Source organism: Paenibacillus wynnii, from assembly GCF_030812855.1.
GTDB lineage: Bacteria > Bacillota > Bacilli > Paenibacillales > Paenibacillaceae > Paenibacillus_AQ > Paenibacillus_AQ wynnii_A.
The window spans coordinates 89,880-114,149 of the sequence record NZ_JAUSTK010000005.1 but is presented as its reverse complement, the minus strand read 5'-3'; the positions used below and the strand labels follow the sequence as shown (position 1 = coordinate 114,149).

The following is a 24,270-nucleotide window of genomic DNA, read 5'->3' as shown; positions in this document are numbered from 1 at the left end:
AAAGCCCATTCCGGTTACGGACATGAGCTTTCCACTGTTAACTTATCCTAATGTAAATGTTGTTCAGAGATTTCGCTCAGGGCTCGGCCGGCTTCATCCACATAGTTGTGGCGCACTGCCAAATCACCGATAGACACAACACCGATCAATTTACCGTCTTGAACTACAGGCAGCCGGCGAATTTGCTGGGATGCCATCAGTTCAACCGCTTCATCTACGGAAGTATCTTCTGAAGCTGTGCGGATATTCGTACTCATTACTTGTTCAACGGAACTGGATCCCGAATGCTTGTCAGCATATCCACGAAGGACTAGATCACGGTCTGTAATTACCCCAATCAGAGTTTTGCTGTCCGTACTGTCCACTACCGGAACAAACCCTGTGTCATTATCTCTCATAATAACGGCTACCTCATAAATATTATCCTGAGGGGTCACGGTAATAGGATTCCTAGTCATAGCTTCTTTTACAGTTCTCAAGGTTAGAACCCTCCTCTTGTTATGGTGAAACATGAGAGTAGGTTCTCCGTAATTACAAGAATTATTCGACTTGCTTCTCGTTCAGTCGCGAATCCGCCATAGCTATCAGCAGCTTCACACCATGAAGCAATGCATCTTCATCGAAGTTAAATCGGCTGTGATGATGAGGATATACAGCATCCTTATCAGAATTTCCCGCTCCAACGAAGATAAAACAACCAGGAATATGCTTAACATAATAAGAAAAATCCTCTGCAGGCATCAACTTCTCCATCGTGATAACCTCCACGGATTCACCTAACGCCCGTGGCGCTTCTCTGAAAAAACGCTCGGTTTCAGTCTCATCGTTGACCAACGGTGGATAACCCATCAAATAATCCACTTTCGCTTCGGCACCGTATGCACCCGCAACCGCTGACGCCATCTCTTCAATCCTGCGCCGAATCACATACCTCGTTTCCTCATCGAAAGCGCGAACCGTACCGGTAATCCGACATTTCTCTGCAACAACATTCTGGGCGAAGCCTCCTTGTATCGTGCCCACACTGAGAACCGCAGGACGCAACGGATTTACCGAGCGGCTTACAATGCTCTGAAGCTGTGTCACCAGTGCGGCTCCGGCCACAATGCTGTCAATCGTAAGATGCGGGATTCCTCCGTGTCCACCTTTACCGATAATATCAATGAAAAACTCATCCGCAGAGGCCATTAGAGGCCCCGCAGCGCTGGCTACAGTACCTACGGAAAGCGGTGTCCATAGATGAAGACCATAAACTGCGTCCGCACCGGTCAGGACTCCCTCAGCAATCATACCCAGAGCTCCGCCGGGACAGACTTCCTCTGCAGGCTGGAACAGAAAACGAATTTCTCCTTCAAGTTCGTCCCGCCTACTGCTGTAATACGCTGCCGCTCCAAGGAGCATTGCGGTATGTCCATCATGGCCGCATGCATGCATGACACCCTCATTTATCGAAGTATAAGGACACTCACTCTCTTCCCTGATCGGGAGCGCATCCATATCGGCACGGAGCACAACAGTCCTCCCCGTCTTCTTGCCCTTTATAATTCCTATGAGTCCATAACCCGATGTGCTTTTCTTAACCTCAATTCCGAAGCCTATCAGCTTGTCCTCCACAAACGCAGAGGTCTCCCGTTCCTGATAAGACAATTCCGGATGACGATGCAAATGACGGCGCCATTTCACCATATCCGGCAGCAGCTGTTCAACTGTCACCTGCTCCATATTTTCTCCATCCCTTCCCTAAAAGTCGCCCCCATACAAATTGGAAGCCATCCTTTTTCTCTATACCCGCAAAAATCAATAATATGCCTTTTATTGTAGCAGAAACATGAAAAACTGTGTATTACACACGTCCCTCCAGTCTTGCACAACCCATAGAAACATACTATCATGAGGTAGAACGTGAACATTTTGTTAAAAAAAATAATCATTATACTCATAAGGGGGATATGTGCGCCATGATTTTTGAGAACACGGGCCTCGTGGGACTTCAAAGTGATCTTCTCTACCTGGACGAAAGCGCGGAAAAAGCAGGGTTTATACGTTGGCAGTGGGAATACTATCGTGCCACTTATGACTGCAAGATTGAAGACAAGCAGAACGGCGGCGAATATTTCCTTCGAGTAAATACCCGTGCTGTCGAAGGTAAACTGGAGAAACCGGACACTGTGCTTGCTATTGAAGCCGTTTACTTGGGCAAGGCAACTTTCCCTCACGGTTTGGAATACGAGTCTCCTGTGCCACAACCAGTGCTTGAGATTGCGGGAAAACGCATTTTGGAACTAAAGCAGCTGCTTGAGGCTTGAACAGGAGCACAACAATGAAATCAAAGAGTACTCCCGCTAAAAAAGGAACCCCTGATTTTCAATTATTGATACTTACGCTTCTGCTTGTTGGCTTTGGAGTAATTATGGTGTTCAGCTCAAGTTCCAGCCTTTACTTTAGAGGAGATCCGTTATATTTCTTAAAACGCCAGCTTGTTTGGGTGGTCCTTGGCAGCTTCGTCATGTTCACAGTGATGAATATTCATTACAGCAGATTCAAGAAATGGTATGCTCCCATATTCATTATTACACTTATTTTATTACTGATGGTCGCATCTACCGAAAGAATCAATGGTGCGAAGAGCTGGCTCAGTATAGGTAGTCTAGGAATTCAACCGACAGAGCTCGCCAAAATTTCTATCATCTTGTACCTCTCCGCTCTTATCACCAAAAAGGGTGAACGGCTAAGAGATTTCCGAACTGGCTATATCCCCGTTATGGTTATTGTCGGCATCGTTGCCGGATTAATTATGATGCAGCCTGACTTAGGCTCATGCCTCATTTTGGTAGCTACAAGCGGTCTTGTGGTGTTTGCAGGGGGAGCGAGCTTGAAGCATATTCTAGCCTCCATTGTGCTGCTTGTGCTCGGCGCTGGTCTTGTCTTGGGGGCCAAAACAGTAGTTGACTCCTTTTCACCTGTGCAAGAGAAGTCTGTGGCGGAGCAAGACTACAAGAAAGGCCGTATTGAGGCGTTTATAGATCCTTATGACGACCCAAAAGGCACCGGCTACAACATCATCCAGTCTTTGACTGCATTGGGTCAAGGAGGCGTAAGTGGTGCCGGTTTCGGTCAAAGCGTACAGAAGCTGAACTATCTAAAAAATCCAGAGACAGATTTCATCTTCGCTGTTATGGGAGAAGAGCTGGGTTTTGTAGGGACTGCACTTTTTCTACTCATCTATTTATATTTTATTTGGAGGGGTATTTTAATTGCACTAAGGTGTCCTGATCCCTTCGGAACACTTGTAGGGATTGGAATAATGGGCTGGATCGCCATTCAAGCGTTTGTTAATATTGGAGGCGTGACGAAGACCATCCCGTTAACGGGTGTCACCTTGCCTTTTATCAGCTACGGAGGATCCTCTATGCTGGTCATGATGCTCTCCATGGGAATTATGCTTAGTATCTCTCGAGAATCTAACCGTCCAGCCAAAGAGGAAGTTACGAAATCTGTAACGACGGTCAGACAGGTGCGTGCAAGATAGCGAACAATTCAGTGAATCACAAACATCAAACAGCAAGTCTTCGGTAACTCGTAGACCTGCTGTTTTTTTACTTTGCATGATATGAACAGGAAAAAGGCTATCTTATTCGTAGAAAAACTACAAATAGGATAGCCTCAGTAAAGCGCTGCCAGATTCTCACATCACCAAGCAGTTATGAGCCGTTTAAGAAATCTCATCATTTTTAAAGGCAACGCCTTCAACCTTAACATTAACTTCTACGATATGAAGTCCTGTCATGCTCTCCACAGCTGAACGTACATTCTGCTGCAACATCCGGCATACCTCATGGATAGGTGTTTCATAGAGAACGATAATACGCAGATCTACAGCAGCTTCCAGTTGACCCACTTCAACGGTTACACCCTTTTGCACATTTTTGCCGCTAAGGCGTTTTGCCCAGCCCTCTGACAAGCCTCCTGACATGGCTGCAATCCCTGGAGTCTCCAAAGCAGCCAATCCGGCAATTTTTGAGACCACATCATTAGAGATACGTATATTTCCCATTTCCAGCTGAAGTTGTTCCGCCATGCCAAATCCCCCTTACACTCATTATCAATTATTGTAATTCCTAAACAGGCTAAAAAGCAAATCACTTTCTCTCTCCGTTTACATACTGGGTCAATTTGGGTATATTGAGTATGAAATAAATATACATAAATTGGACTGGAGTGAGCTATCACATGAAAAAATGGATTTCTCCATCACTACTCATCGTCACCTTTGCGCTTAGCGCGATAGGACATTATGCAAACTGGGACCACACACTTCAGTTTATCCTTTCTGCCATCGCTGTCGTTTTTGTAGCCGGTTTTCTAGGCAGAGCAACGGAAAGTGTAGCTCATTATGCAGGACAACGTCTGGGTGGTTTTCTTAACGCAACCTTTGGTAATGCTGCCGAGCTGATTATCGCGTTCTTCCTCGTAAAAGAAGGATTATACGATATGGTTAAGGCAAGTCTGACTGGCTCTATCATCGGTAATTTATTGCTTGTTCTTGGTCTCAGTATATTTGCCGGGGGCTTGAAGTTCAAGATACAAAATTTCAACGTTACGCTTGCTGGGCTTAATGGATCCTTAATGATCGTAGCCGTGATCGCCTTATTCGTTCCCGCTATGTTCTTTAACACACATTCCATTACAGAAAGAGATACGGATCTTCTCAGTCTGATTGTTGCTGGACTGCTCATTGCGTCTTATCTGGCGTGGCTCGTCTTCTCCATGATTACACATAAAAAGTTCCTGGATGACGTAACTGAAGATAACGAAGAAGAATTGCCTAATGAACATGCACCTGTATGGTCCAAAAAGAAATCAATCCTTTATTTGGTGCTAGCGACCGTTATGGTAGCTTTCGTCAGTGAATGGCTTGTGGGAACACTCGAAACATTGACAGAACGCTTCGGACTCAGTGAACTGTTCGTAGGAGCATTCCTTGTAGCTATCATTGGTAATGCTGCCGAGCATAGTGCAGCCATTCTACTTGCCATGAAGAATAAAATGGGTGCAGCTGTAGAAATAGCTGTAGGAAGCAGTCTTCAAATCGCCTTGTTCGTAGCTCCAGTGCTTATTTTCGCGAGTTATTTTATGGGCGACACGATGGACATCGTTTTTACAGCTATTGAGTTAGTAGCAATCGGTGTATCTGTTTTTATTGCTAAATCGATTATTCAGGATGGTTCAACCAACTGGTACGAAGGACTGCTGCTGTTAGCGGTATACCTCATTTTAGGCGTCTCCTTCTATCTTGTATAACTTTTTAGGATAAGCAAAAAGCGCACATGAGCGGCTCCCGGGCTCTCTTGTGCGCTTTTAATTTTGGCTAAGAAAAATCTTGTCCGATAATTAAGCAGTAAGAATCAGACTTTATTGCTTCGCCTTGTTATTTAATGCCTCGTATAAAACGGCCAAATTCCGTTCCAGCTTGCTTAATACTAACTTGCCTGTAAGTTCAGACACCAGACCCGCTCTGACGGCGAAGTCAACTTCCTTAGAGAAACCGTACATTTGGGTATCCAGCACTTCCTCATAGAGAGGGCAGTAACGCGTGGCCAGATTTTCCATCTGCACTTCGATAAGCTTCTCAATTTTATCGGCATCTTCTTGTAGAAGAGTAATTGCTTTAAGATTAAGCTGTTCCTGCAAATCCGATGAAGTCATGCATCTTCCCCCCCATGTCCAAAAGTTAAACAGTAATCCTATTTAATTTAATATTAGTCGAAATCGGATATCAATACAAGAATACAGTTTTTTAGAATTAAAAAAACGTCCCGTCAAAATCGACAAGACGTTTCGGGAAAAGAATTTACTCCGCTACAACAGTAAAATTCAAACCGTGTTTGGCGAATACATCGCTCATTGCCTTCTTCGCTTCTTCAGCATCAGTGCCATGCACATGCAGTTCATAGCTTTGGCTGGATACCAATGTAGTGAATAACCCAAGGATACTCTTTACATCAATGTACTTGTTTTCTGCTTGAAGAACGATAGAAGAATTGAACTGGCTCGCTGTTTGGGCAATATCAACGATTGCCGCATTGTTACTGGACATATGAATCCCTCCGCAACCTGAATATGAACATGATCTACTTGTAATCAATTCCATGATACATTGAATTCGCTTACTCGCGCAAGGTGTTTTCTTATCTTCTATTTTACTTCAGGTTCTCTGGATTAAGACCTTCCAGCTCGGGAAGAACAAAAATACCGTCTTTACGGATAAGGATATCGTCAAAATAGATCTCTCCGCCACCATATTCCGGCCGTTGAATCAGCACAAGGTCCCAATGAATGGAGGAGCGGTTGCCGTTATCCGTTACTTCATATGCTTGGCCCGGTGTGAAATGAAGGCTACCTGCGATTTTTTCATCAAAAAGAATATCCTTCATCGGGTGCAGTATGTACGGATTAAACCCGATCGCAAATTCACCGATATGACGTGCTCCCTCATCCGAATCCAAAATATCATTCAGACGTTCGCTATCGTTACTTGAAGCCTCAACGATTTTACCGTTCTCAAAGCTAAATTTCACATTCTCAAAAGTTACCCCGTTATATAGGGTCGCAGCATTGTAGCTGATTGTACCATTAACGGAATTACGAATAGGTGCGCTGTATACTTCGCCATCCGGAATGTTTTTCTGACCGGAACATTTCTCGGCTCCAATCCCTTTAATAGAGAAGGTAAGCTCCGTGCCGGGACCTGATATACGTACTTTGTCTGTTCTTTTCATCAGATCAGCCAGCGCATCCTGTGCCTTATCCATTTTGGCATAATCCAGATTGCAGACTTCAAAATAGAAATCCTCAAAAGCTTCTGTGCTCGTATTAGCGAGCTGCGCCATGCTGGCATTTGGATAACGTAAGACTACCCATTTCGTATGTTTTACCCGTTGTTCACTGTGAATTGGGTGGGAATACAGGGAGTTATATAGCTTCATCTTCTCTTCAGGTACATCTGACAGGTCGTTAACATTCTCGCCCGCACGGATACCGATATAGCAGTCCATTTGTTTCATTCGGTTCAAATCAATCTCAGCCCACGCCTGCAAACTTTCCTTAGTTGCATATTTAAGCATACTGCGTTGTACCGTCCGGTCTGTTAGCTGGACAAAAGCATGTCCGCCAACCTTGCCGATTTCTTCTACAATCGCATTGATCAAGTCTCGCTCATTGCCAATCATTTCGACGAGCACGTTCTCGCCTGGCTGTACATTTACGGAGTACCCGATAAGGTTTTCCGCCAGCTTTTGAATTCTGGGATCTTTCATCTTCCTCTTCCTTCCTCTTCCTCTTCCTAAAAATCACATACTTATCTATTGTAGCACTCTCAATAAAGAGCGCAAGACTTCAGTTGCCCTGTGATAATTAACGATAACCATAGAAGTTAACCTGAGCTACATAGGTTTCACTCAGGGCATTCTGAGCATCCCCTGAGTAACTAATTGTTCGTGTCCATGCCAAACGTTGTGGAAGATTGCGCCTACTGTCCACATTCAAATGGTAAATGGTCTTCACTTGAGCCCGTTCAAGCTTGGTCTTAAGCTCTGCATTCTTCTTTTCCCAAAATGTATCCAATACTTTTTTAAGCACCGGTTTGTTGGACGTTAGTGTATTCTCCTTGGTTTGTCCAAAGGTACGAAGAGCTGACATCTCCTGCTCCAACTGGTTAATCAGTTGCTGGCGGGCTTCTGCTGGGGAAAGCTCTATGCGCAATACCCGGACCCCTCTTCCTGCTCCAGCTTCCTCAGTCACTGTCTTATCCAGCCCCTCAAGCTCCTCTAGCTGATGTAAGGGATTAAGGCGCGGCAGTGGATTACCTTCTTGCGAGGAGGATTCTGAAAGCACCTTCCACCCCCCCTCTATTTTCTCCAGCTTGCTATAATAGGACGGTTTGTCAGTAGCACTCGAAGCTTTCTTTATTTGATTAGTAGACTCAGGCTTGGTGGTTTCCCCATCCGGAAGTAGCGTATACAGTGTTACCTTATTGTGATCCTTCACGTTCCCGCCATAATATACGGACGCGTATGGAGTCCCTTCACTACCTCGCAACAATGCCGTAGCACCCTCAAAGGTAACCCCGTCACTACCCGCCATTCCTGCCAGTGCCAGATCCAAATATTCACCGGCTGGTTTGTCACTCAGCTTATTGCAACCACTGCTATAAATGCAGGTTATTAATACGACCCATGTCATTATCCATTTCCGAACCGCCGGATTTGTCATCATCCCCAGACCCTTCCTTACCCAATTTTATTTTAGGGTCTCCTTATAGGCAGGGGTTATACTGACCAATGCTCCAAATCTTTTAATTTCCATAAAAAAATCCCTGAGGATTTAGCCTCAAGGATTTTCCACTCTGCTCTCGGTTTGTTTACTATCAATTACGACTCGGTTTCGACCATTGTTCTTCGCTTCATATAATGCCATATCTGCACGATAAAATAATGATTCCACACTCACTCGTTCGTCCGTCCAGCTCCATTCAGCAATCCCGCAGGACACAGTAACATGCGGCTCTGTCTCCTCCTGAACCCGTGTACGAATTCGTTCGGCTACGAAAGCTGCCTGCTGCACGCCAAGCTGCGGTAAATATACAGCCAGTTCTTCACCACCCCATCTGGCGGCAATATCTCCCCTTCGGATCGATGACTTTACGATATCACTGACCTGCTTCAGGATTTTATCGCCTTTCTGATGACCGTAAGTATCGTTAACCAGCTTGAATTGATCAATATCAACAACAATTAAAGAACCGCAGAAATCAGTACCCTGTCTGTTCTTGATCTCTTCATCCAGATAATGCCGTGCGTAGAGCCCTGTGAGGCTGTCTCTGTTCGCCAGACGGCGTACCTCCGCATGTAAACGCGCGTTACCGACAGCAAGTCCGATATGGCCTGCCATAGCTTGCAGCAGACGATAGTTATCATATGAGAAAAAATGGGCATCCCGGTGGGTCAGCATAATGGCTCCACGCACCTCTCCGCCTACACTAAGCGGAGTTGCAATTATGGATTGGGATTTAGTTGCATCCATCAGCTTGGAGGCCGTCTCCGAGTGTTGCAGATAATCAGATAATATCAACGGCTCCCCGGTAGAGTAGACCCTTCCTCCTATCCCTTGCCCGATATCTATCATTTCATTAAGCAAAGCGGGATAATTGCAGGCTATGGCCTCAAGCCCGCCCTTTTCCTCGTCTAAATGAAGAATACAACAATAATCCGCCTGGAACATTTCCAGCAGCTCCTCAAAGGCAAATTGAAAAATCTCACCCAGGCGCAAGCTCTGGTTCAGACGCTGAGTGAGCTCATTGCTCATGCGCAATTCACGAATCAGCTGATTGGACCGTTCATATAACTTGGCATTCTCAAAGGCAGTACCCGCTGTATCAGCCACCATAGTCAGAAAGCGCAGGTCAACATCCGGAAAGTCGGGATTAAATATCACCATATGAAAAACACCATAAACCCCTTGCTTTCCACCGAGGGGAAGACCGATTTCTAGATATCTATTGTCTACATTGCTAGTTTGAATCGCTACCCGCCCATCCTTGAATGCCCTGGCACATACATCGTTACTCTCCCATCGAGGGGGGAGCGGCTTCACTTGAGGATGAGCACTACGGTGATCCTGTGACATAAATAGCACTAACCTGGCTCCTGGGTACATTGCACAAATACTCTCAATAACTTCAATAAGCACAGAGTCCACATCAATATTATCGTGCATCCGTTGAACAATTTGAAACAACACTGAATGACGGACGCTCTCTCGTTCGGCATTCTGATGTACACTTGCCAGATCAGATACAAAGACATGCTCGAATGTGCGGTAAAAACAGGTCTTATAATGCAGAGCCATGGCTTCAGCTATCTCCCGGCCGCCCTTCTCATACTGCTCCGTTGACATAGCACAGCCAAGCAGAGCAAAAACATCCCCCTTGGAGCGCGTCAAAATAGGCACACTCAAGAAGGTTATGCTTTTTCCGTCTTCCACCAATTCTAGGTTGTAGGACTTACGGGAAAGCAAACTTAATCCAGCAGCATCTTCCCAATAGGAATTCCAATGCTCTGGACTCTTAGTTAAATAGTGTACACGTTTACCTTCATAATTAAGGACACACCAACTCCACGATTCAGTGAATGGGAGGGCAGCTTGTCCCTTGAACCATTCATTAAAGCTGTCAGCAATCAGATCTGCGGCATAAGGGAAATCATAGGATACGATGTCCGTATCCCTAAGCCATGCGGTAGGATCTTCAGAATCGTCTTTTGTCAACATGGTGTCCTGTACCAGCACTTGGCTGCCTTTATGACCGTAAGCTTCCTGCTCTGACATAAAGAGGATCCCCTTAGTTTCTCAATTTAAAAACCTTGTTCCGATAACATTTAATGATTTAATCATATTTTACTCTGTTTCTTTCCTTAATGCATTATATTTTCCACAAATCCCGGATTTTTTTTAGGTCCTAAGAACTAACGACAAAGATTGACAAAATCTCTTTAAACATGCGCTTGACTTTGTTGGTAGTTTTCATATAATATTTATTGTTGAACAAGACTGTAACTAGTCTTATATTGGGCGTAACGTTGTGTCACCCTCACGCGTGTTCGTTACTATCAGGGCAGCGGCTGAACTTCCCTAATAGTGTGGATCTATAATCTTCCACGGATACGGCACGCGGCACAAATAGGCCCCACCTGAAATTTCAAATAAAAAGGAGTCTACTATAACATGGCACGTTACACAGGACCTAAATTTAAACTCAGCCGCCGTCTAGGCATATCCCTTAGCGGTACAGGTAAAGATTTGAAACGCCCTTTCCCACCGGGACAACACGGCGCTAACCAACGCAGAAAAGTAAGTAACTACGGAATGCAGCTTTTGGAAAAACAAAAACTGCGTCATATGTACGGCTTGGGAGAGAAACAATTTAAAACTCTCTTCACTAAAGCACAAAAAATCCAAGGTATCGCCGGCGAAAACTTTATGTTCTTGCTTGAGAGCCGCCTGGACAACCTCGTTTACCGTCTTGGATTCGCTAACTCCCGCGCTGGAGCGCGTCAGTTGGTATCCCACGGTCACGTAACTGTTAACGGCAAAAAAGTTGACATTGCATCTTACCGTGTTAGCACTGGTGATGTAATTGGTCTTCGCGAAAGAAGCCGCACTATGACTTCAATCAAAGAAGCTCTTACTAACCGTTCACACCTTCCTGCTTACTTGGAATATGCTGATGGATCTTTCGAAGGTAAATATATCCGTTTGCCAGAACGTTCCGAGCTGTCCCAAGATATCGATGAAAAACAAATCGTCGAATTCTACAACCGTTAAGATTTATCTTATCGGCAGTAGTTTAGAAACCCTCCGGATTAATCCGGAGGGTTTCTTGTGTTTTATATATTTAGCCCAATGTGAGTCTAGCGAACTTACGTTTACCTACCTGCAGAATATCTCCCTCTTGCGGTGTGAATTCTGCATTCGGGTCCTCCTGCTTTTCTTCGTTCAGCTTCACAGAACCCTGCTGGATACTCCGCTTCGCCTCACCATTGGAACCTGAAAACCCGACAAGAGTGAGCAGCTTAACAAGCTTTATTGTTCCGTTCTCAAGTTCAACTGCCGGAACAGCATAGATTTCAATGTCTTCCGGAAGCGCCCGTTGCTGGAATACCGTCACGAAATGCTGCTGTGCAGCATCTGCCCTTTCCACACTGTGGTACATTCGTACAAAGGTATGTGCCAATTGCATTTTCGCATCTCTTGGATGAACTACACCCTCCTGCAATTCTTCCTTCAGAACAGTAAGCTCTTGATTGCTGATATCCGTAGCCAATTCGTAGTATTTCAACATTAATTCATCCGGTACAGACATGGTTTTACCGTAAATTTCATTGGGCTCTTCATCAATCCCGATATAGTTGCCAAGACTTTTACTCATCTTTTGAACACCGTCAAGACCTTCGAGCAAAGGAGTCAGAATTGCAGCTTGCGCAGCCACACCGTATTCCTTTTGCAGCGTCCTTCCCATAAGCAGGTTGAACTTCTGATCCGTTCCGCCGAGTTCCACATCACTTTTCAAAGCTACAGAATCCATCCCCTGCATCAGCGGGTAGAAGAATTCGTGAATACTGATTGGAAGACCACCTTGAAAGCGTTTAGTAAAGTCGTCCCGCTCCATCATTCTAGCTACCGTTACTTTCGCAGATAAGGTAACCACATCGGCGAAGGACATCGGGCTGAGCCATTCGGAGTTGTAGTAGACTTTTGTTTTTTCAGGGTCCAGAATTTTGTAAATTTGCTTCTTGTAGGTCTCAGCATTCCGCTGTACATCTTCCTCCGTCAATTGCTTCCGAGTTTCCGATTTACCTGTTGGATCACCAATCCGTCCAGTAAAATCACCAATGATTAGCTGCACCTGATGTCCCAGCTCCTGGAATTGGCGAAGCTTGTGCATTACAACGGTGTGTCCAACGTGAATATCCGGTGCTGAAGGGTCAAGTCCTAACTTCACATTAAGTGGAACTCCGCTCACAATAGACTTCATAACCTTCTGTTTTAATTCTGCCACCGGTACGATCTCTACCACACCGCGCGATATGACTTCAAGCTGACGCTCAACTTCCTGCTGCTGGGCTGCTGATAATTCTTCCCACTTCATTCTTACCCCTCCTAAAAATTTGTATAATTTGTGAAACAAAGTCTATTATGTGAGTGTTCACCTAATCAGATTAGACGTTTCAGCCACGCAAAAAAGCCCCTTTATCATCCCAAGGGACGAGAAAGAGGCTCGCGGTACCACCCTAATTAAAATCCTTGTTACTCCCCGACGGAGCCAAAGATTTTCACTTCATTGCCATAACGGGATAACACCCGGTGCCGGACTACTGAGCAGGAACTTAGCCCTTGCCTTTCCTCTGGACAGCTCCAGACTGTAATTCAAAGGGGCCTGTTATTGGTTCGCACCACCCACCGACTCTCTGAAAACATAAGGCAGCCCTTCTACTGATGTCTTTCCGCGCCTTTTTGATTATCTAATTGTTTTCATTTATATCACATGCTCTTAAAAAAAGTCAAACAGGAAAGAAACCGGAATGAGTTATAAGCGCATTCAAAAACGCCAAATTGTGCTATAATAGTTCCGTTATAAAGGAGGATTATCGTCGATGGCTGAAGAGAACAAGAAAAAGACTGCAAAGAAACATCCCCCAAGGAAAAGAACCTGGCTGAACAGGGTCGGCTCTGTGGTAAAGTGGATGTTTATCCTTGGCATTATGGGCATTCTGTTTGCCGGCGGTGCCGTGACAGGCTATATTACTTCTATTGTACAAGATGACCCTGTCCGCTCCGAGCAATTAATTCAGCAGCAAGTTAGCCAGAACGCTATAACCGGATTTGCTTATTTCCGTGACGGCACCCCAATCGGCCAACTCCGTACGGAGGAAGACCGCAGACTCATTGAATACAACAATATTCCACAGATTATTATTGATGCAGTTCTTGCTATAGAGGACAATAATTTCTATGAGCATGATGGCGTTGATGTGAGCGGGACCTTACGTGCGGTTAAGCAAAAGCTGCTTAATGAATCTGTCCAAACCGGCGGCAGCACACTTACCCAACAACTTGCAAGACGTGTGTTCCTAAATTTGGACCGAACAGAGGATCGGAAGATCAAAGAAATTTTACTTTCGCTGCGTCTGGAACGCTTTTTAAGCAAACCGGAGATATTAACAGCCTATTTAAACAAGGTGCCATTCGGGAACGGTTCAAATGGTTATAATGTGTTCGGAATTAAAGCTGCATCCAAAGGCGTATTTGGTCAAGATGATCTGGATAAGTTGAATATTGCGCAAGCCGCATATTTGGCAGGTCTACCACAGCTCCCCTCCAAATATTCTGCATTTAACGGATTGGGAGAATTTAACGAGGCAGCTTTTAAGAGAGCTATTGACCGTCAGCAGCTTGTACTGCGCCGTATGCTGGAGGAGAACAAAATTACGACCTCACAATACGATGAGGCCCTAGCCTTTGATATCAAGGGCGCACTTGCGCCACACACAGCAAAAGCGTATGCGACTTACCCGTATCTAATGTTGGAAACAGAGCGTAAAGCTGCAGAGATTATGCTTTCTATTAACCAAGACAAGGATGGGGTAACCGGTACTGCAGACGATACCAACTCGGGAGATGATCCTGTTTTATTGGAGGAGGCCCGTCAGCAGCTCATGACCGGTGGCTACCGCATATACACCACTATTGATAAAAAAGTGTACAGTGCGATGCACACCATCTCTGAAAACAGTGAAAACTTTACTAAGGACAGCAAGAGCAAGGGCAAAGAACAAACAGCAGGCATAATGATCGATAATAAAACAGGTGCTATTCTCGGGATGATCGAAGGCCGTGACTTCAATCTGGAGCAGATGAACTACGCTACACAAATGGTCCGTCAACCCGGATCCACTATGAAGCCTATCGCGGCCTATTTACCTGCATTGGATAGCGGATTGATTCAACCAGCGGGGATCTTGGATGATGCTCCGATTATTTTGAAGGATGGATCCAAAGGCTTCCACATTCCCAAAAATGCCAATAACCGGTACCAAGGTCTTGTTACTGCACGTTATGCTCTGAATAAATCGCTCAACCTGCCTGCACTGAAGCTATTTAATGAAAAGGTAGGCATCGAAGATTCATGGGCATTTGCTAAGAAGCTTGGAATTACAACCATTCAGGACGAAGATTATAGCGCTAAGACCGGTGTTCTAGGTGGACTGCGTTACGGTGTATCCGTTGAAGAGCTGGCTAATGCATACTCTTCTATTGGTAACAAAGGTACATTTTCGGATGCCTACATGATTGAAAAGATTGCGGATTCGCAAGGGAAAATTGTCTATCACCACAAAGTGACTCCGGAGCAGGTATACTCCGAACAAACCGCATATCTTATGACAGATATGCTGCGAACTGTTATTACTGAGGGTACTGCCAGCACAGTGAAAAGCAACTACAAGCATTTTGGCGACATTCCAATCGTCGGTAAAACGGGTTCCACTCAGAATTACGCCGATGTTTGGTTTATGGGTCTGACACCTGATGTTACACTTGGAATGTGGGTGGGTTATAAAGAGCCTATTAACACGCTCCAAGGGGATACTCAGAAACGTCAAGCTCAATCTTTATGGGCCAAGGTCATGAATGCCGTTATTGAGAAAAGACCGGAGTTATTCGTAACACCGAAGTTTACTCAGCCCAAAGGAATTGTTAAAAAGACCGTTTCCGCATACAGTGGAAAGCTCCCTACTGATCTGACTGATAAATTTACAACCGATTTATTTAACGTTAAGTTTATTCCAAAAGATAGTGATGATGGAATCACGAAAGCTAGATATATTACATTCAATGAAATTAATTACATTCCTCAGGAAGGGACGCCTGAAGAGTTTTTGAAGGAAAAAATTGTTGTATCACGGGAGAAACCGATTCAGGATCTCGTAAAAGAGCTGTTGGCAGCTTTTCCGGCTATGAACGAGCATGAGCCCTTGGCATATTATTTACCTGAGGATGCCAAAAATGATATGCCAACTGAAGTAGACCCGCGTGTGGATGATGGTCAGGCGCCTTCTCCGGCCACTAATATTGCCATCTCTTATAGTTCCGGCAAAGCTGTCATTACATTTTCACCTAGCGGCTCTTCGGATGTAGTCGGCTATCGTCTATACCGTTCACTGAACGGCGGACCTTTTCAAGTGCAGTCTGTACTTATGGCTGGTGAAAAAACGATCTTTCAACCAGGCACACCTGCCAGCATGAGTGCCTCCTTCTATGTCACCGCTGTTGACGTAGCGGGCCATGAAACAACCTCTGCCAGTGTTGCTGGAGGAGCAGCAGCTACACCTACTCCTACCGTAACTCCAATACCTACTGTAGCGCCTACACCAGGCTCAGAGGTCATCCCTGAAGCCACTGATCCAGGTAGTATTATCATAGATCCCGGCGTTGGAGAGGTACCTCTTGCACCCCCTGGCAGTAATAGCGCTAGCGGCATCAATGCTGATTCTAATAATGCTAGTCCTAATAATGGTAGTACTAATAATGCTGGTGGTAATAAGAATAAAAAGTAAAATACTCTATAGGATGCCTACACACCATCCTATAGATGCTTCAAACATCAAAGGCCGCTCCCTTATTTATAGGGAACGGCCTTTTTGCGATCTATTCTAATCCTCGATCGTCGATAAATCTCCGGCGGGAAGATGCAGCTCCCATGCCTTTAGTACACGGCGCATGATTTTACCGGATCGCGTCTTCGGAAGTTTATCCTTGAATTCGATCTCACGCGGTGCTGCATGAGCAGAGAGTCCAGCTTTGACAAAGGCAGCGATCTCCTCCTTCAAAGCGGCCGACGGGTGATAGCCCTCCCTTAAGGAAATGAATGCCTTAATAACTTCACCTCGTATAGCGTCAGGTTTGCCGATTACACCTGCTTCCGCCACAGCCGGATGCTCCACCAGCTTGCTCTCCACCTCAAATGGACCGATTCGCTCACCCGAGGTGTTGATGACATCGTCAATGCGGCCTTGAAACCAGAAGTAACCTTCATCATCCATGTAGGCCGAATCCCCGGAAATGTACCATCCCGGAATTCTGAAATACTCTGAATATTTAGCCGGGTTATTCCAGATCATCTTCATCATGGAGGGCCAAGGGGTTCGGATCGCCAGATTTCCCATTGTATAAGGCGGGACAACATTTCCCCGGTCATCCAATATGGCTGCTTCAATTCCGGGCAGAGGTCGTCCCATGGAGCCGGGTTTGATATCCATGCCTGGATAATTGCAGATCAGCTGCGCACCAGTCTCGGTCATCCACCAGGTATCGTGGATCCGCTGTTGGTATACCTTCTCCCCCCATCTTACCACTTCAGGATTAAGTGGCTCCCCTACTGACATGACATGCCTTAGACTGCTTAGGTCAGCGCCTTCGAGACTGCTTTTTCCTGCACCCATCAGCATACGGAACGCTGTTGGCGCACTATACCATACCGTCACGGCATTACGCTCAATAGTCTTATACCAGTCTTGCGGACTGAATCTTCCGCCTCGGATCACATTCGTAACCCCGTTCAGCCATGGGGCAAAAATCCCATAAGAGGTTCCTGTCACCCATCCCGGATCTGCTGTACACCAATAAATATCCTCCGGCTGTAAATCCAGAACTATTTTTCCTGTATAATAATGTTGAATCATTGCTCTTTGTACATGGTATACTCCTTTGGGCTTGCCCGTAGAGCCTGAAGTATAATGTATAATAAGGCCATCATCCAAACCTAACCATTCCAGTTCCATATCAGGTGAAGCGGAGGCCATCTCATCATCGAAGCTGATCTCTCCTTGCTCGGGATCGGAATCTCCACCAACCAAAATGATATGCCTCAGCTCAGGGAGTTCCTCGCGCTTCACACGTTTCAGCAGTTCAGGGGTTGTGACCAGCGCTACAGCTCCGCTGTCAGCCAGTCTATCCTTCACGGCTGTCTCCATAAAGGCTTCGAACAGAGGGCCGGCTACTGCTCCCACCTTCAGTATTCCGAGCAGGCTGAAGTACAGCTCCGGCTGGCGGGGCATAAAGATAAATACTCTTTCTCCTTTGCCAATTCCGTATTTCCGCAGAACATTACCGAACCGATTAGACCGTTCCATCAGATCGGAATAAGTATAGACCTCTTCCCGTGATGCGTCACTGTAGAGCAAAGCTGTAGCGTTTCCACGTCCTTCCAGAACATGGCGGTCGACCGCTTCGAAGGCCATATTCACCTTGCCTGTATCGTACCAGGAGAAATGCCGCTCAGCATCCTCCCAGGTAAATTCGGCTACGGCCCGGTCATAATCCGGCATGTTAGAATTCAGCACCCGTCCCGGTATAATTTCGCTATGGACTTGACCCATTACTGTTGCCTCCCTCACTGATTTAACTTAAGCTTAGGTATGACTCTCTCATAATTAATGATGTCAATGTATCAATTGTGAACTTTTTATGTCAAAATCAGTATATCACAGGAAGCGTTTTCATTCCATGGTTTATGATGATTTGAGAGGAGCCGGGCTATGGAGCACCGCAAAGTACTCAGCACCCATACCATTGTGTTCGCCGAAAAGGTAATCACTGTTCAAGGTCCTCTTTCACCATGGCTTATAGAAGGTTTGGACATTCATCCTGATCTGGATGCTTTCCGCAGGCCTAAGGAACAAAAAGAAGCCTTGCTAGAGATAGCAGGACTTCCTGAAGGTCGAATTCTTGCGGCGATCGAGAACAATACCATCATTGGCTATGTAACTTTTCACTATCCCGATGAGATGGAATTATGGTCACAAGGCGGTATGGAAGATCTTATTGAGCTTGGAGCGGTTGAGGTTGCGAATGATTACCGGGGTGCAGGGCTGGCTCGGTTGTTGATCACCACAGCTTTTGAGGAAGAGCAATTAGAGAACTGTATCGTCTTCACAACCGAATATTATTGGCATTGGGATTTAAAGGGCAGCGGATTAGATGTATGGGGCTACCGACATATGATGGAGAAGCTGATGAAAATCGTGAATATGGTATGGTATGCTACGGATAATCCGGAAATTTGCTCGCATCCTGCAAACTGTCTTATGGTTCGAATCGGTAAAGAGGTGCCCTTATCCTCTGAGGAATTATTTGACCGCGTACGTTTCAGACAACGATTTATGTACTAACTCTAATCCAGCGTTAATCTTTAGTCCTTCCTTATAAGGATGGCAGCATGTACTCTAAAATTGCATGTGAACGCCTTGAAGCTTCAACCGTGAACTCTGTAAAGTTAACATGTGCGGAACCGTCGGCTTTATCGGACATGGAGCGAATGATGATAAAAGGAGTACTGTTCATATAGCAGGTCTGTGCAACAGCTGCTCCCTCCATTTCGGCACAAACACCCCCGAACTCTTCCCTAAGTCGGGTTACAGTCTCCAGACTGGCAATAAATTGATCCCCAGAGAGTACTTTACCTGTCATATATTGTACCTGCAGCTCACAGCAAGCCTTCTGTGCCAGCCCAATCAGTTCCGGGTCCGCCGGGAAAGAGGATACCTCCTGAAAGGGAATAATTCCTCGGGCAAATCCCAGGGGTGTAACATCCATATCATGCTGCATGCACTCTGAAGATATAACGATATCACCTATATTCAGTTCAGGATGCAATGCTCCTGCAACCCCTGTAAACAGTACCTGCGAAGCCTTAAAAGTATCTATTAAGACTTGGGTAGTTACCGCTGCATTCACCTTGCCGACACCTGATTTACAGACAACTACAGATCTATCTGCAAAAGTCCCCCTATAAAACTGAATTCCGCATTTCATTTCCAGGCTCTTGTTCTCCATACCTCTTAGCAGCAAATTGATTTCTTCGTCCATCGCACCGATAATACCTATAATTTTATCCAAATGTACTCTTGCTCCTCTCATTAAAATGACGATAAAAAACATAAAAAGCTCCAAAAGGAGCTTTCCACGTAATAGCTATTAAAGGGTGAACTACTTGTTCACATGACTGACAGACAAGCGAAGAATCGTCTCATGGGGCAAAATAACGCGCGGATTCTCTACGGTTTCTTTCTTCATCAGCTTCGTCAAAAGTCTCATGGCTACCGCACCCAGGTCATACATAGGTTGAGCTACGGTTGTAAGCAATGGACGTACCATGGAAGCCATACGAATGTTATCTACACTCATAATTGAGAAATCATCCGGCACTTTAAGACCTTCATCCTGAATACTGTGAATCGCCCCGATAGCCATTTCATCTGTTGCACAGAAGATAGCAGTCGGTTTCTTCTTGAGCCCCAGGAAGTATTTCATGGCTTCGACACCGGATTCGTAACGATAGTTACCGATGCGAACAAGATCTTCCTGATACTCAATACCAGCAGCCTCTAAGGCCTTTTTATATCCATGGAAACGCGCGTAGCCGTTAGCTGGATCCTGAAGAGTTCCGCTAATCATCGCAATCTCACGATGCCCGTGGCGGATCAGCGTGTTCACTGCATCCAATGCTGCGGTTTCATGGTCAATATCTACGGAAGGATAAGTACCCTTCTCATCGCGCGTTGCACACAATACAATGGGAACTGCAGAAGTCTGGAATGCTTGAATATGCTCTTCCGTTACCGTTCCACCCATAAAGAGCAGACCGTCGACCTGTTTCTCCAAGAGTGTATTAATAACGCGAATTTCCTTCTCTTTACGTTTGTCTGCATTACATAAAATAATGTTGTAATGATACATATTAGCGATATCTTCAATCCCGCGTGCGATTTCAGCAAATATCGAGTTGGAGATATCAGGGATAACAACCCCAACGGTTGTCGTTTTCTTACTAGCGAGACCTCTCGCTACAGCATTAGGACGATAGCCCAAACGCTCAATTGCTTCAAATACTTTCTTCCGGGTCTGCGGTTTCACGTTAGGGTTATTATTCACAACCCGTGATACCGTAGCCATAGATACGCCGGCTTCTCGCGCTACATCGTAAATGGTTACCGTCAAATTACTCTCTCCATTGCGATAAATTTTATCGTTCGACTAATTAAAATTATGATACGACACTTTGTACTTTTGTGCAATGATAACGCTTCAATTTCCATTTAAAAACTTTCAAACACAAAGCGTAGTGCAGAAAAGTGATCTAAATCGATTTGTATTACCCACTGATTTATCTCACCTCCTACTGAATCAGTACATCTATTTCTATCGTAACAAAATACGACTGAAAAATCCAACATTCGTGAAAAATTTTCATTAATTTTGCAGAAAAACTTTTCATTTCGCTCTTTCGGGGGAAGATTGAGTCAATTGAGACAGTCTAATAGCAGTTTCTTCCATCCATTCTCTATCAACACTAGCACTCGCAAATTGATATATATCAAGCAGTAGATCAATTCGTCCTTGAATAGCCGAGTTGATCGCCTCTTCTAAATGCGATAACTCGACTGTAGTAAAACCCGCAAAGGTTTCTTTCAGAACATTAGCCCATTCATTTCTTTCGGCAAAGGAGACCTGCCGTTTGTCAGAGGACCCGCCTAACTCCTTAATCAACATTCCCAGATCACGTTTGATACTTGGCAACGGCTCATATCGTGAGCATTCACCGCAAGTATATACAGGTACTCCTGTTATTTTTACCTTGGCGCTATAAATCAGCGTATGCATATGTATTGTCATGCCACCACCGCAGCTGCATGATTTTTTAAGTAGATTATCTTTAAGCATCTCTCACACCTCAAGCATTTAATTGAAAGGATACGAACAGTAATTACGAACAGTTCCTTTTTCAATTTAAATATTCGACCTCCCTTTTCGAAATCCTTCTCATTTGCATATCATGTTTTATTTACCAAATGTTCAAAGTATTACATTCTTCAAGATGACTTCATATTTCAAATTTGCTACAATATACAGGATCATGTATCTGGGAGGAGCTAACTGCAATGAGACTTGCCGGTAAAAAGGTAATCGCACTATTAGATGATGAAGTAGAGGATTTGGAGTTATGGTATCCCGTATACCGGGTTAGAGAAGAAGGCGCTGAGGTACATCTTGCTGGGCTAACCAAAGATAAAGTCTATACTGGAAAATATGGCGTTCCTGCCAAAGCTGATTATTCGTGGGATGAATTGAATGCTGCTGATTATGACGGAATACTTGTTCCAGGTGGATGGGCTCCGGACAAGCTGCGCCGTTACCCTAAGGTTCTCGAGCTCGTTCGTGATATGCATGAAGCTAAGAAGCCGATCGGGCAGATCTGCCACGCAGGATGGGTGCTGATATCAGCCAAGATTCTGGAAGGTGTTACAGTAACCTCGACACCGGGTATCCGGGATGATATGGAGAATGCCGGTGCCATCTGGAAAGATGAAGCGGTTGTCGTGGACGGTCACATTATCTCCGCACGTCGTCCACCTGACCTCCCTCCATACGGCAAAGCATTTTGTGATGCTCTAGCCGGAGAATAATAAGAAGCCCTGCGTTCACGATTAGGTGAATTGCAGGGCTTTTTTTTGATTATAGGCTAGCTTTAAATGCCATTTCTGGCTATCTGATTTTAACTCTATCCGTTTCCTGAATAGGATTGGAATAAAAAGTGAGATTAAAGGTAAGGGGTTGAGGAAGCTTTTCAGATCCCACATTAAAAAAGAACGTCGTTGTGCTTCCTTTTTCATCATGGCGAGGTTCACCAGTTGTTGAATAGGTAAAGTGATCCGGTCTAAACATAAAGTGTCCACTACCTGTTCCATCCACAAAGTTATCACTAATTCCCAATCCATAACTTAAACTTTCCTTCCCCTCTTCCTTGGGAGTAAACAACGTTAAAGCTAAGACTCCATCTTTTTCAACAGTCTTCTCATCAGAGATAGTGAGACGATTATCAGGAGCCTTAATTATGGTTGACGTTTCAGTATTTATGACGAGATCCCGCTTGGACTTCTCCAATCCCTCAATACCTTCTACCTCTAATGTCATCCTGCTATCTTTATCCAAGTTGTCATTATAAAAAATTAATGTTTCTGTTCCTAACCCATGCTCAGTGATATTTAACACTTTGGCGTTTTTACCTTTACCTAAAATAATTTTGGGTGAAATCAGACTATTGATCTGCATCGTATTACCCTTTTGATAAGGTATTATATCTACATAAATACCGGTAGCTGCTATATAAGCCTGCTCTACTACGATCTTCTGCCCAGCAATGTTTAGACTTCGGTTAACCGTTACAGTACGAGAATTCTTTTGTAATTGATCAGTTTCAAGTGTAAAGGGAACGCTTAATGTGGTTCTATACTTATCACTGCTGGAGAGCATGGCCTCAGGTGTTTGTGGGGTAACTGACATATTAGCCACCAACTCCTTAAGTCCTTCCTGATCTTCACTCCACATATATTGAATCAACATGCGCGTTACACCCGGTTTCCCGATGTTATCACTATCGATGACAAAGAACGATGACTGACCACTCGTAGTATTACTTGTTGCATTATCTAATGATCCCCCATGTAGCAGTACATCATGTTGTGTCTTATTCTGAAAGGTATACAGTGCGATCATACTTTTTTTATCTGCAACCACACCATTCAATGTTAACATATAACCGTCTTTTTCCTCTGAAGACACGCCTATGGTTTGCACTATTCCTGCCTCTAGCGCTGACTTCAGGGAAATATTATCTTTTATAATTGGACGAAAAACCTCAAATTCACCCCAGCTCTTGGGAGGAAGCTGAGCGTGCTCGGGTTCAAAATTACTTTGTAACCAAGGCACAATCACGAATAGTGCAGCTGCCATAGCGGCCAGTACCACTATTGTAAATCCTCTGTTCAGGGAAAATCTCTTCCGGCTGCCGCGAAGAATACCGCCATGGATGGCTGCATCGAGCTTTAGATCCGACAATTCATCCGCTTTGGTGATCATATTTTGAAAATAGTCCTTGAGTAGATTTTCTTCAGGTTCAGCCATGATACTGATCCCCCTTCCCTTTCATTTTATCCCTCAGCTGTTTCAATCCTTTATTCAGCCAGGTTTTGATGGTACCCTCCGGCTTCTCGAGCACCTCTGCAATTTGAGTCAGCGTCATATCCCGGTAATACTTAAGTACCAGCACCTGTCGATATTTCGGTTTGACGTTATCCAGCGCCTTTTCCATATCCAGCCTTCGGTCGCTAGCAAGCTCCATTACTCCGCCCTCAAACCTCTGTGGCTCTGCTGTAATTTTCCGCTTCCTCCGTTTCAATTCATCCATACAGCAATTGATCAGAATACGGATCATCCACGGTGTAAGCCGTTCTGGATCTTTCAGGCTTTTACGCTTGATCCATGCCCTGCAGGTCGCTTCCTGCAGCACTTCCAGCGCATCTGCTTCATTTCGCAAATAGCTGAAGGCAATGCCGTAAAGATTTCTTTTCTGCTGAGAGACCTGCTCGAAGAACAATTCTTCCTCGGAGATATGCACATCTTCGCCCTTCATAATGTTCTCCATCCCCCTGATTACGCCCTCCTTGCCGCTCTACACTCTTGGCTTTTTAACTTCTATATATAATGACTCTGCTGTAAGGTAAACGGTTTTTGTTTTTTGAGCTGTGAATTTTGCAAAAAGAAAAAGCCCGGCAATGAATTGCCGGACTTTCAAGAACAATGCCTTGTGCTTATCGAAAT

The 24,270-nt window shown here is 44.9% G+C and carries 22 protein-coding genes and 1 other annotated feature; of the genes, 7 read left to right on the top strand and 15 right to left on the bottom strand.

Annotated elements, in window-relative coordinates; all coding sequences use genetic code 11:
* Positions 1–47: 47 nt before the first annotated feature.
* Entirely contained in the window at positions 48–512 is a 465-nt protein-coding gene (locus tag J2T20_RS07220; RefSeq protein WP_373457766.1) for a CBS domain-containing protein, read from the bottom strand.
* Positions 513–540: 28 nt separating this feature from the next.
* The gene (locus J2T20_RS07215; RefSeq protein ID WP_307586968.1) at positions 541–1,722 is read right to left on the bottom strand and encodes an amidohydrolase; all 1,182 of its coding nucleotides are present in this window, start codon (positions 1,720–1,722) and stop codon (positions 541–543) included.
* Between the two features lie 236 nt (positions 1,723–1,958).
* On the opposite strand from J2T20_RS07215, the gene J2T20_RS07210 reads away from it, so the two are divergent.
* Together J2T20_RS07210 and ftsW are read left to right on the top strand one after the other, a co-directional pair.
* Positions 1,959–2,306 carry a YugN family protein gene (locus J2T20_RS07210; RefSeq protein WP_307586966.1) on the top strand — a complete coding sequence of 116 codons (348 nt, stop codon included), beginning with the start codon at positions 1,959–1,961 and terminating at the stop codon, positions 2,304–2,306.
* A gap of 14 nt (positions 2,307–2,320) precedes the next feature.
* Complete coding sequence (gene ftsW / locus J2T20_RS07205; RefSeq protein WP_307586964.1) at positions 2,321–3,529, top strand: putative lipid II flippase FtsW; 1,209 nt, start codon at positions 2,321–2,323, stop codon at positions 3,527–3,529.
* 183 nt (positions 3,530–3,712) lie between these two features.
* Here the strand turns inward: ftsW and J2T20_RS07200 are convergent, their stop codons facing one another.
* Positions 3,713–4,078, bottom strand: coding sequence for an Asp23/Gls24 family envelope stress response protein (locus J2T20_RS07200; RefSeq protein ID WP_307586962.1), 366 nt, complete (start codon positions 4,076–4,078; stop codon positions 3,713–3,715).
* Between the two features lie 152 nt (positions 4,079–4,230).
* On the opposite strand from J2T20_RS07200, the gene cax reads away from it, so the two are divergent.
* Positions 4,231–5,301 (top strand): calcium/proton exchanger, encoded by a 1,071-nt coding sequence (gene cax / locus J2T20_RS07195; protein WP_307586959.1) that lies wholly within the window; start codon positions 4,231–4,233, stop codon positions 5,299–5,301.
* 111 nt (positions 5,302–5,412) lie between these two features.
* On the opposite strand, the gene J2T20_RS07190 is transcribed toward cax, so the two are convergent.
* From J2T20_RS07190 to J2T20_RS07170, 5 genes are all read right to left on the bottom strand, one after another.
* Positions 5,413–5,706 (bottom strand): YlaN family protein, encoded by a 294-nt coding sequence (locus J2T20_RS07190; protein ID WP_307586957.1) that lies wholly within the window; start codon positions 5,704–5,706, stop codon positions 5,413–5,415.
* Positions 5,707–5,851: 145 nt separating this feature from the next.
* Entirely contained in the window at positions 5,852–6,097 is a 246-nt protein-coding gene (locus tag J2T20_RS07185; RefSeq protein ID WP_036654812.1) for an HPr family phosphocarrier protein, read from the bottom strand.
* A 103-nt stretch (positions 6,098–6,200) separates the two neighbouring features.
* A complete protein-coding gene (locus J2T20_RS07180) occupies positions 6,201–7,316 on the bottom strand; it encodes an aminopeptidase (protein WP_307586956.1) in 1,116 nt (371 codons plus the stop codon).
* Between the two features lie 97 nt (positions 7,317–7,413).
* Positions 7,414–8,274, bottom strand: coding sequence for a hypothetical protein (locus J2T20_RS07175; RefSeq protein ID WP_307586955.1), 861 nt, complete (start codon positions 8,272–8,274; stop codon positions 7,414–7,416).
* Positions 8,275–8,388: 114 nt separating this feature from the next.
* On the bottom strand, positions 8,389–10,383 hold the full coding sequence (locus J2T20_RS07170) for a sensor domain-containing diguanylate cyclase (RefSeq protein WP_307586954.1): 1,995 nt from the start codon (positions 10,381–10,383) through the stop codon (positions 8,389–8,391).
* Positions 10,384–10,779: 396 nt separating this feature from the next.
* Here J2T20_RS07170 and rpsD point away from each other — a divergent pair, with 396 nt between their 5' ends.
* On the top strand, positions 10,780–11,379 hold the full coding sequence (rpsD, locus tag J2T20_RS07165; protein ID WP_307586952.1) for a 30S ribosomal protein S4: 600 nt from the start codon (positions 10,780–10,782) through the stop codon (positions 11,377–11,379).
* Between the two features lie 70 nt (positions 11,380–11,449).
* Here rpsD and tyrS read toward each other — a convergent pair whose 3' ends face one another.
* Complete coding sequence (gene tyrS / locus J2T20_RS07160) at positions 11,450–12,703, bottom strand: tyrosine--tRNA ligase (protein WP_307586950.1); 1,254 nt, start codon at positions 12,701–12,703, stop codon at positions 11,450–11,452.
* 109 nt (positions 12,704–12,812) lie between these two features.
* Positions 12,813–13,070, bottom strand: a binding site (T-box leader).
* A 138-nt stretch (positions 13,071–13,208) separates the two neighbouring features.
* On the opposite strand from tyrS, the gene J2T20_RS07155 reads away from it, so the two are divergent.
* Complete coding sequence (locus tag J2T20_RS07155; protein WP_307586947.1) at positions 13,209–16,169, top strand: transglycosylase domain-containing protein; 2,961 nt, start codon at positions 13,209–13,211, stop codon at positions 16,167–16,169.
* 96 nt (positions 16,170–16,265) lie between these two features.
* Here the strand turns inward: J2T20_RS07155 and acsA are convergent, their stop codons facing one another.
* On the bottom strand, positions 16,266–17,990 hold the full coding sequence (acsA, locus tag J2T20_RS07150; protein WP_307586945.1) for an acetate--CoA ligase: 1,725 nt from the start codon (positions 17,988–17,990) through the stop codon (positions 16,266–16,268).
* A 159-nt stretch (positions 17,991–18,149) separates the two neighbouring features.
* Between acsA and J2T20_RS07145 the strand changes: the two genes are divergently transcribed.
* Positions 18,150–18,782 (top strand): GNAT family N-acetyltransferase, encoded by a 633-nt coding sequence (locus J2T20_RS07145; RefSeq protein ID WP_307586943.1) that lies wholly within the window; start codon positions 18,150–18,152, stop codon positions 18,780–18,782.
* Positions 18,783–18,813: 31 nt separating this feature from the next.
* Here J2T20_RS07145 and J2T20_RS07140 read toward each other — a convergent pair whose 3' ends face one another.
* The 3 genes from J2T20_RS07140 to J2T20_RS07130 form a co-directional block, all read right to left on the bottom strand.
* On the bottom strand, positions 18,814–19,509 hold the full coding sequence (locus J2T20_RS07140; RefSeq protein WP_307586941.1) for a 5'-methylthioadenosine/adenosylhomocysteine nucleosidase: 696 nt from the start codon (positions 19,507–19,509) through the stop codon (positions 18,814–18,816).
* 90 nt (positions 19,510–19,599) lie between these two features.
* Complete coding sequence (gene ccpA, locus J2T20_RS07135) at positions 19,600–20,610, bottom strand: catabolite control protein A (RefSeq protein ID WP_307586939.1); 1,011 nt, start codon at positions 20,608–20,610, stop codon at positions 19,600–19,602.
* A gap of 273 nt (positions 20,611–20,883) precedes the next feature.
* Complete coding sequence (locus tag J2T20_RS07130) at positions 20,884–21,285, bottom strand: hypothetical protein (RefSeq protein ID WP_307586938.1); 402 nt, start codon at positions 21,283–21,285, stop codon at positions 20,884–20,886.
* Between the two features lie 266 nt (positions 21,286–21,551).
* Between J2T20_RS07130 and J2T20_RS07125 the strand changes: the two genes are divergently transcribed.
* Entirely contained in the window at positions 21,552–22,076 is a 525-nt protein-coding gene (locus J2T20_RS07125; protein ID WP_307586936.1) for a type 1 glutamine amidotransferase domain-containing protein, read from the top strand.
* 79 nt (positions 22,077–22,155) lie between these two features.
* Here J2T20_RS07125 and J2T20_RS07120 read toward each other — a convergent pair whose 3' ends face one another.
* Complete coding sequence (locus J2T20_RS07120) at positions 22,156–23,574, bottom strand: hypothetical protein (protein WP_307586934.1); 1,419 nt, start codon at positions 23,572–23,574, stop codon at positions 22,156–22,158.
* Positions 23,567–24,082 (bottom strand): sigma-70 family RNA polymerase sigma factor, encoded by a 516-nt coding sequence (locus J2T20_RS07115; RefSeq protein WP_307586932.1) that lies wholly within the window; start codon positions 24,080–24,082, stop codon positions 23,567–23,569. The genes J2T20_RS07120 and J2T20_RS07115 overlap by 8 nt, the downstream gene beginning before the upstream one ends.
* Positions 24,083–24,270: the final 188 nt, after the last annotated feature.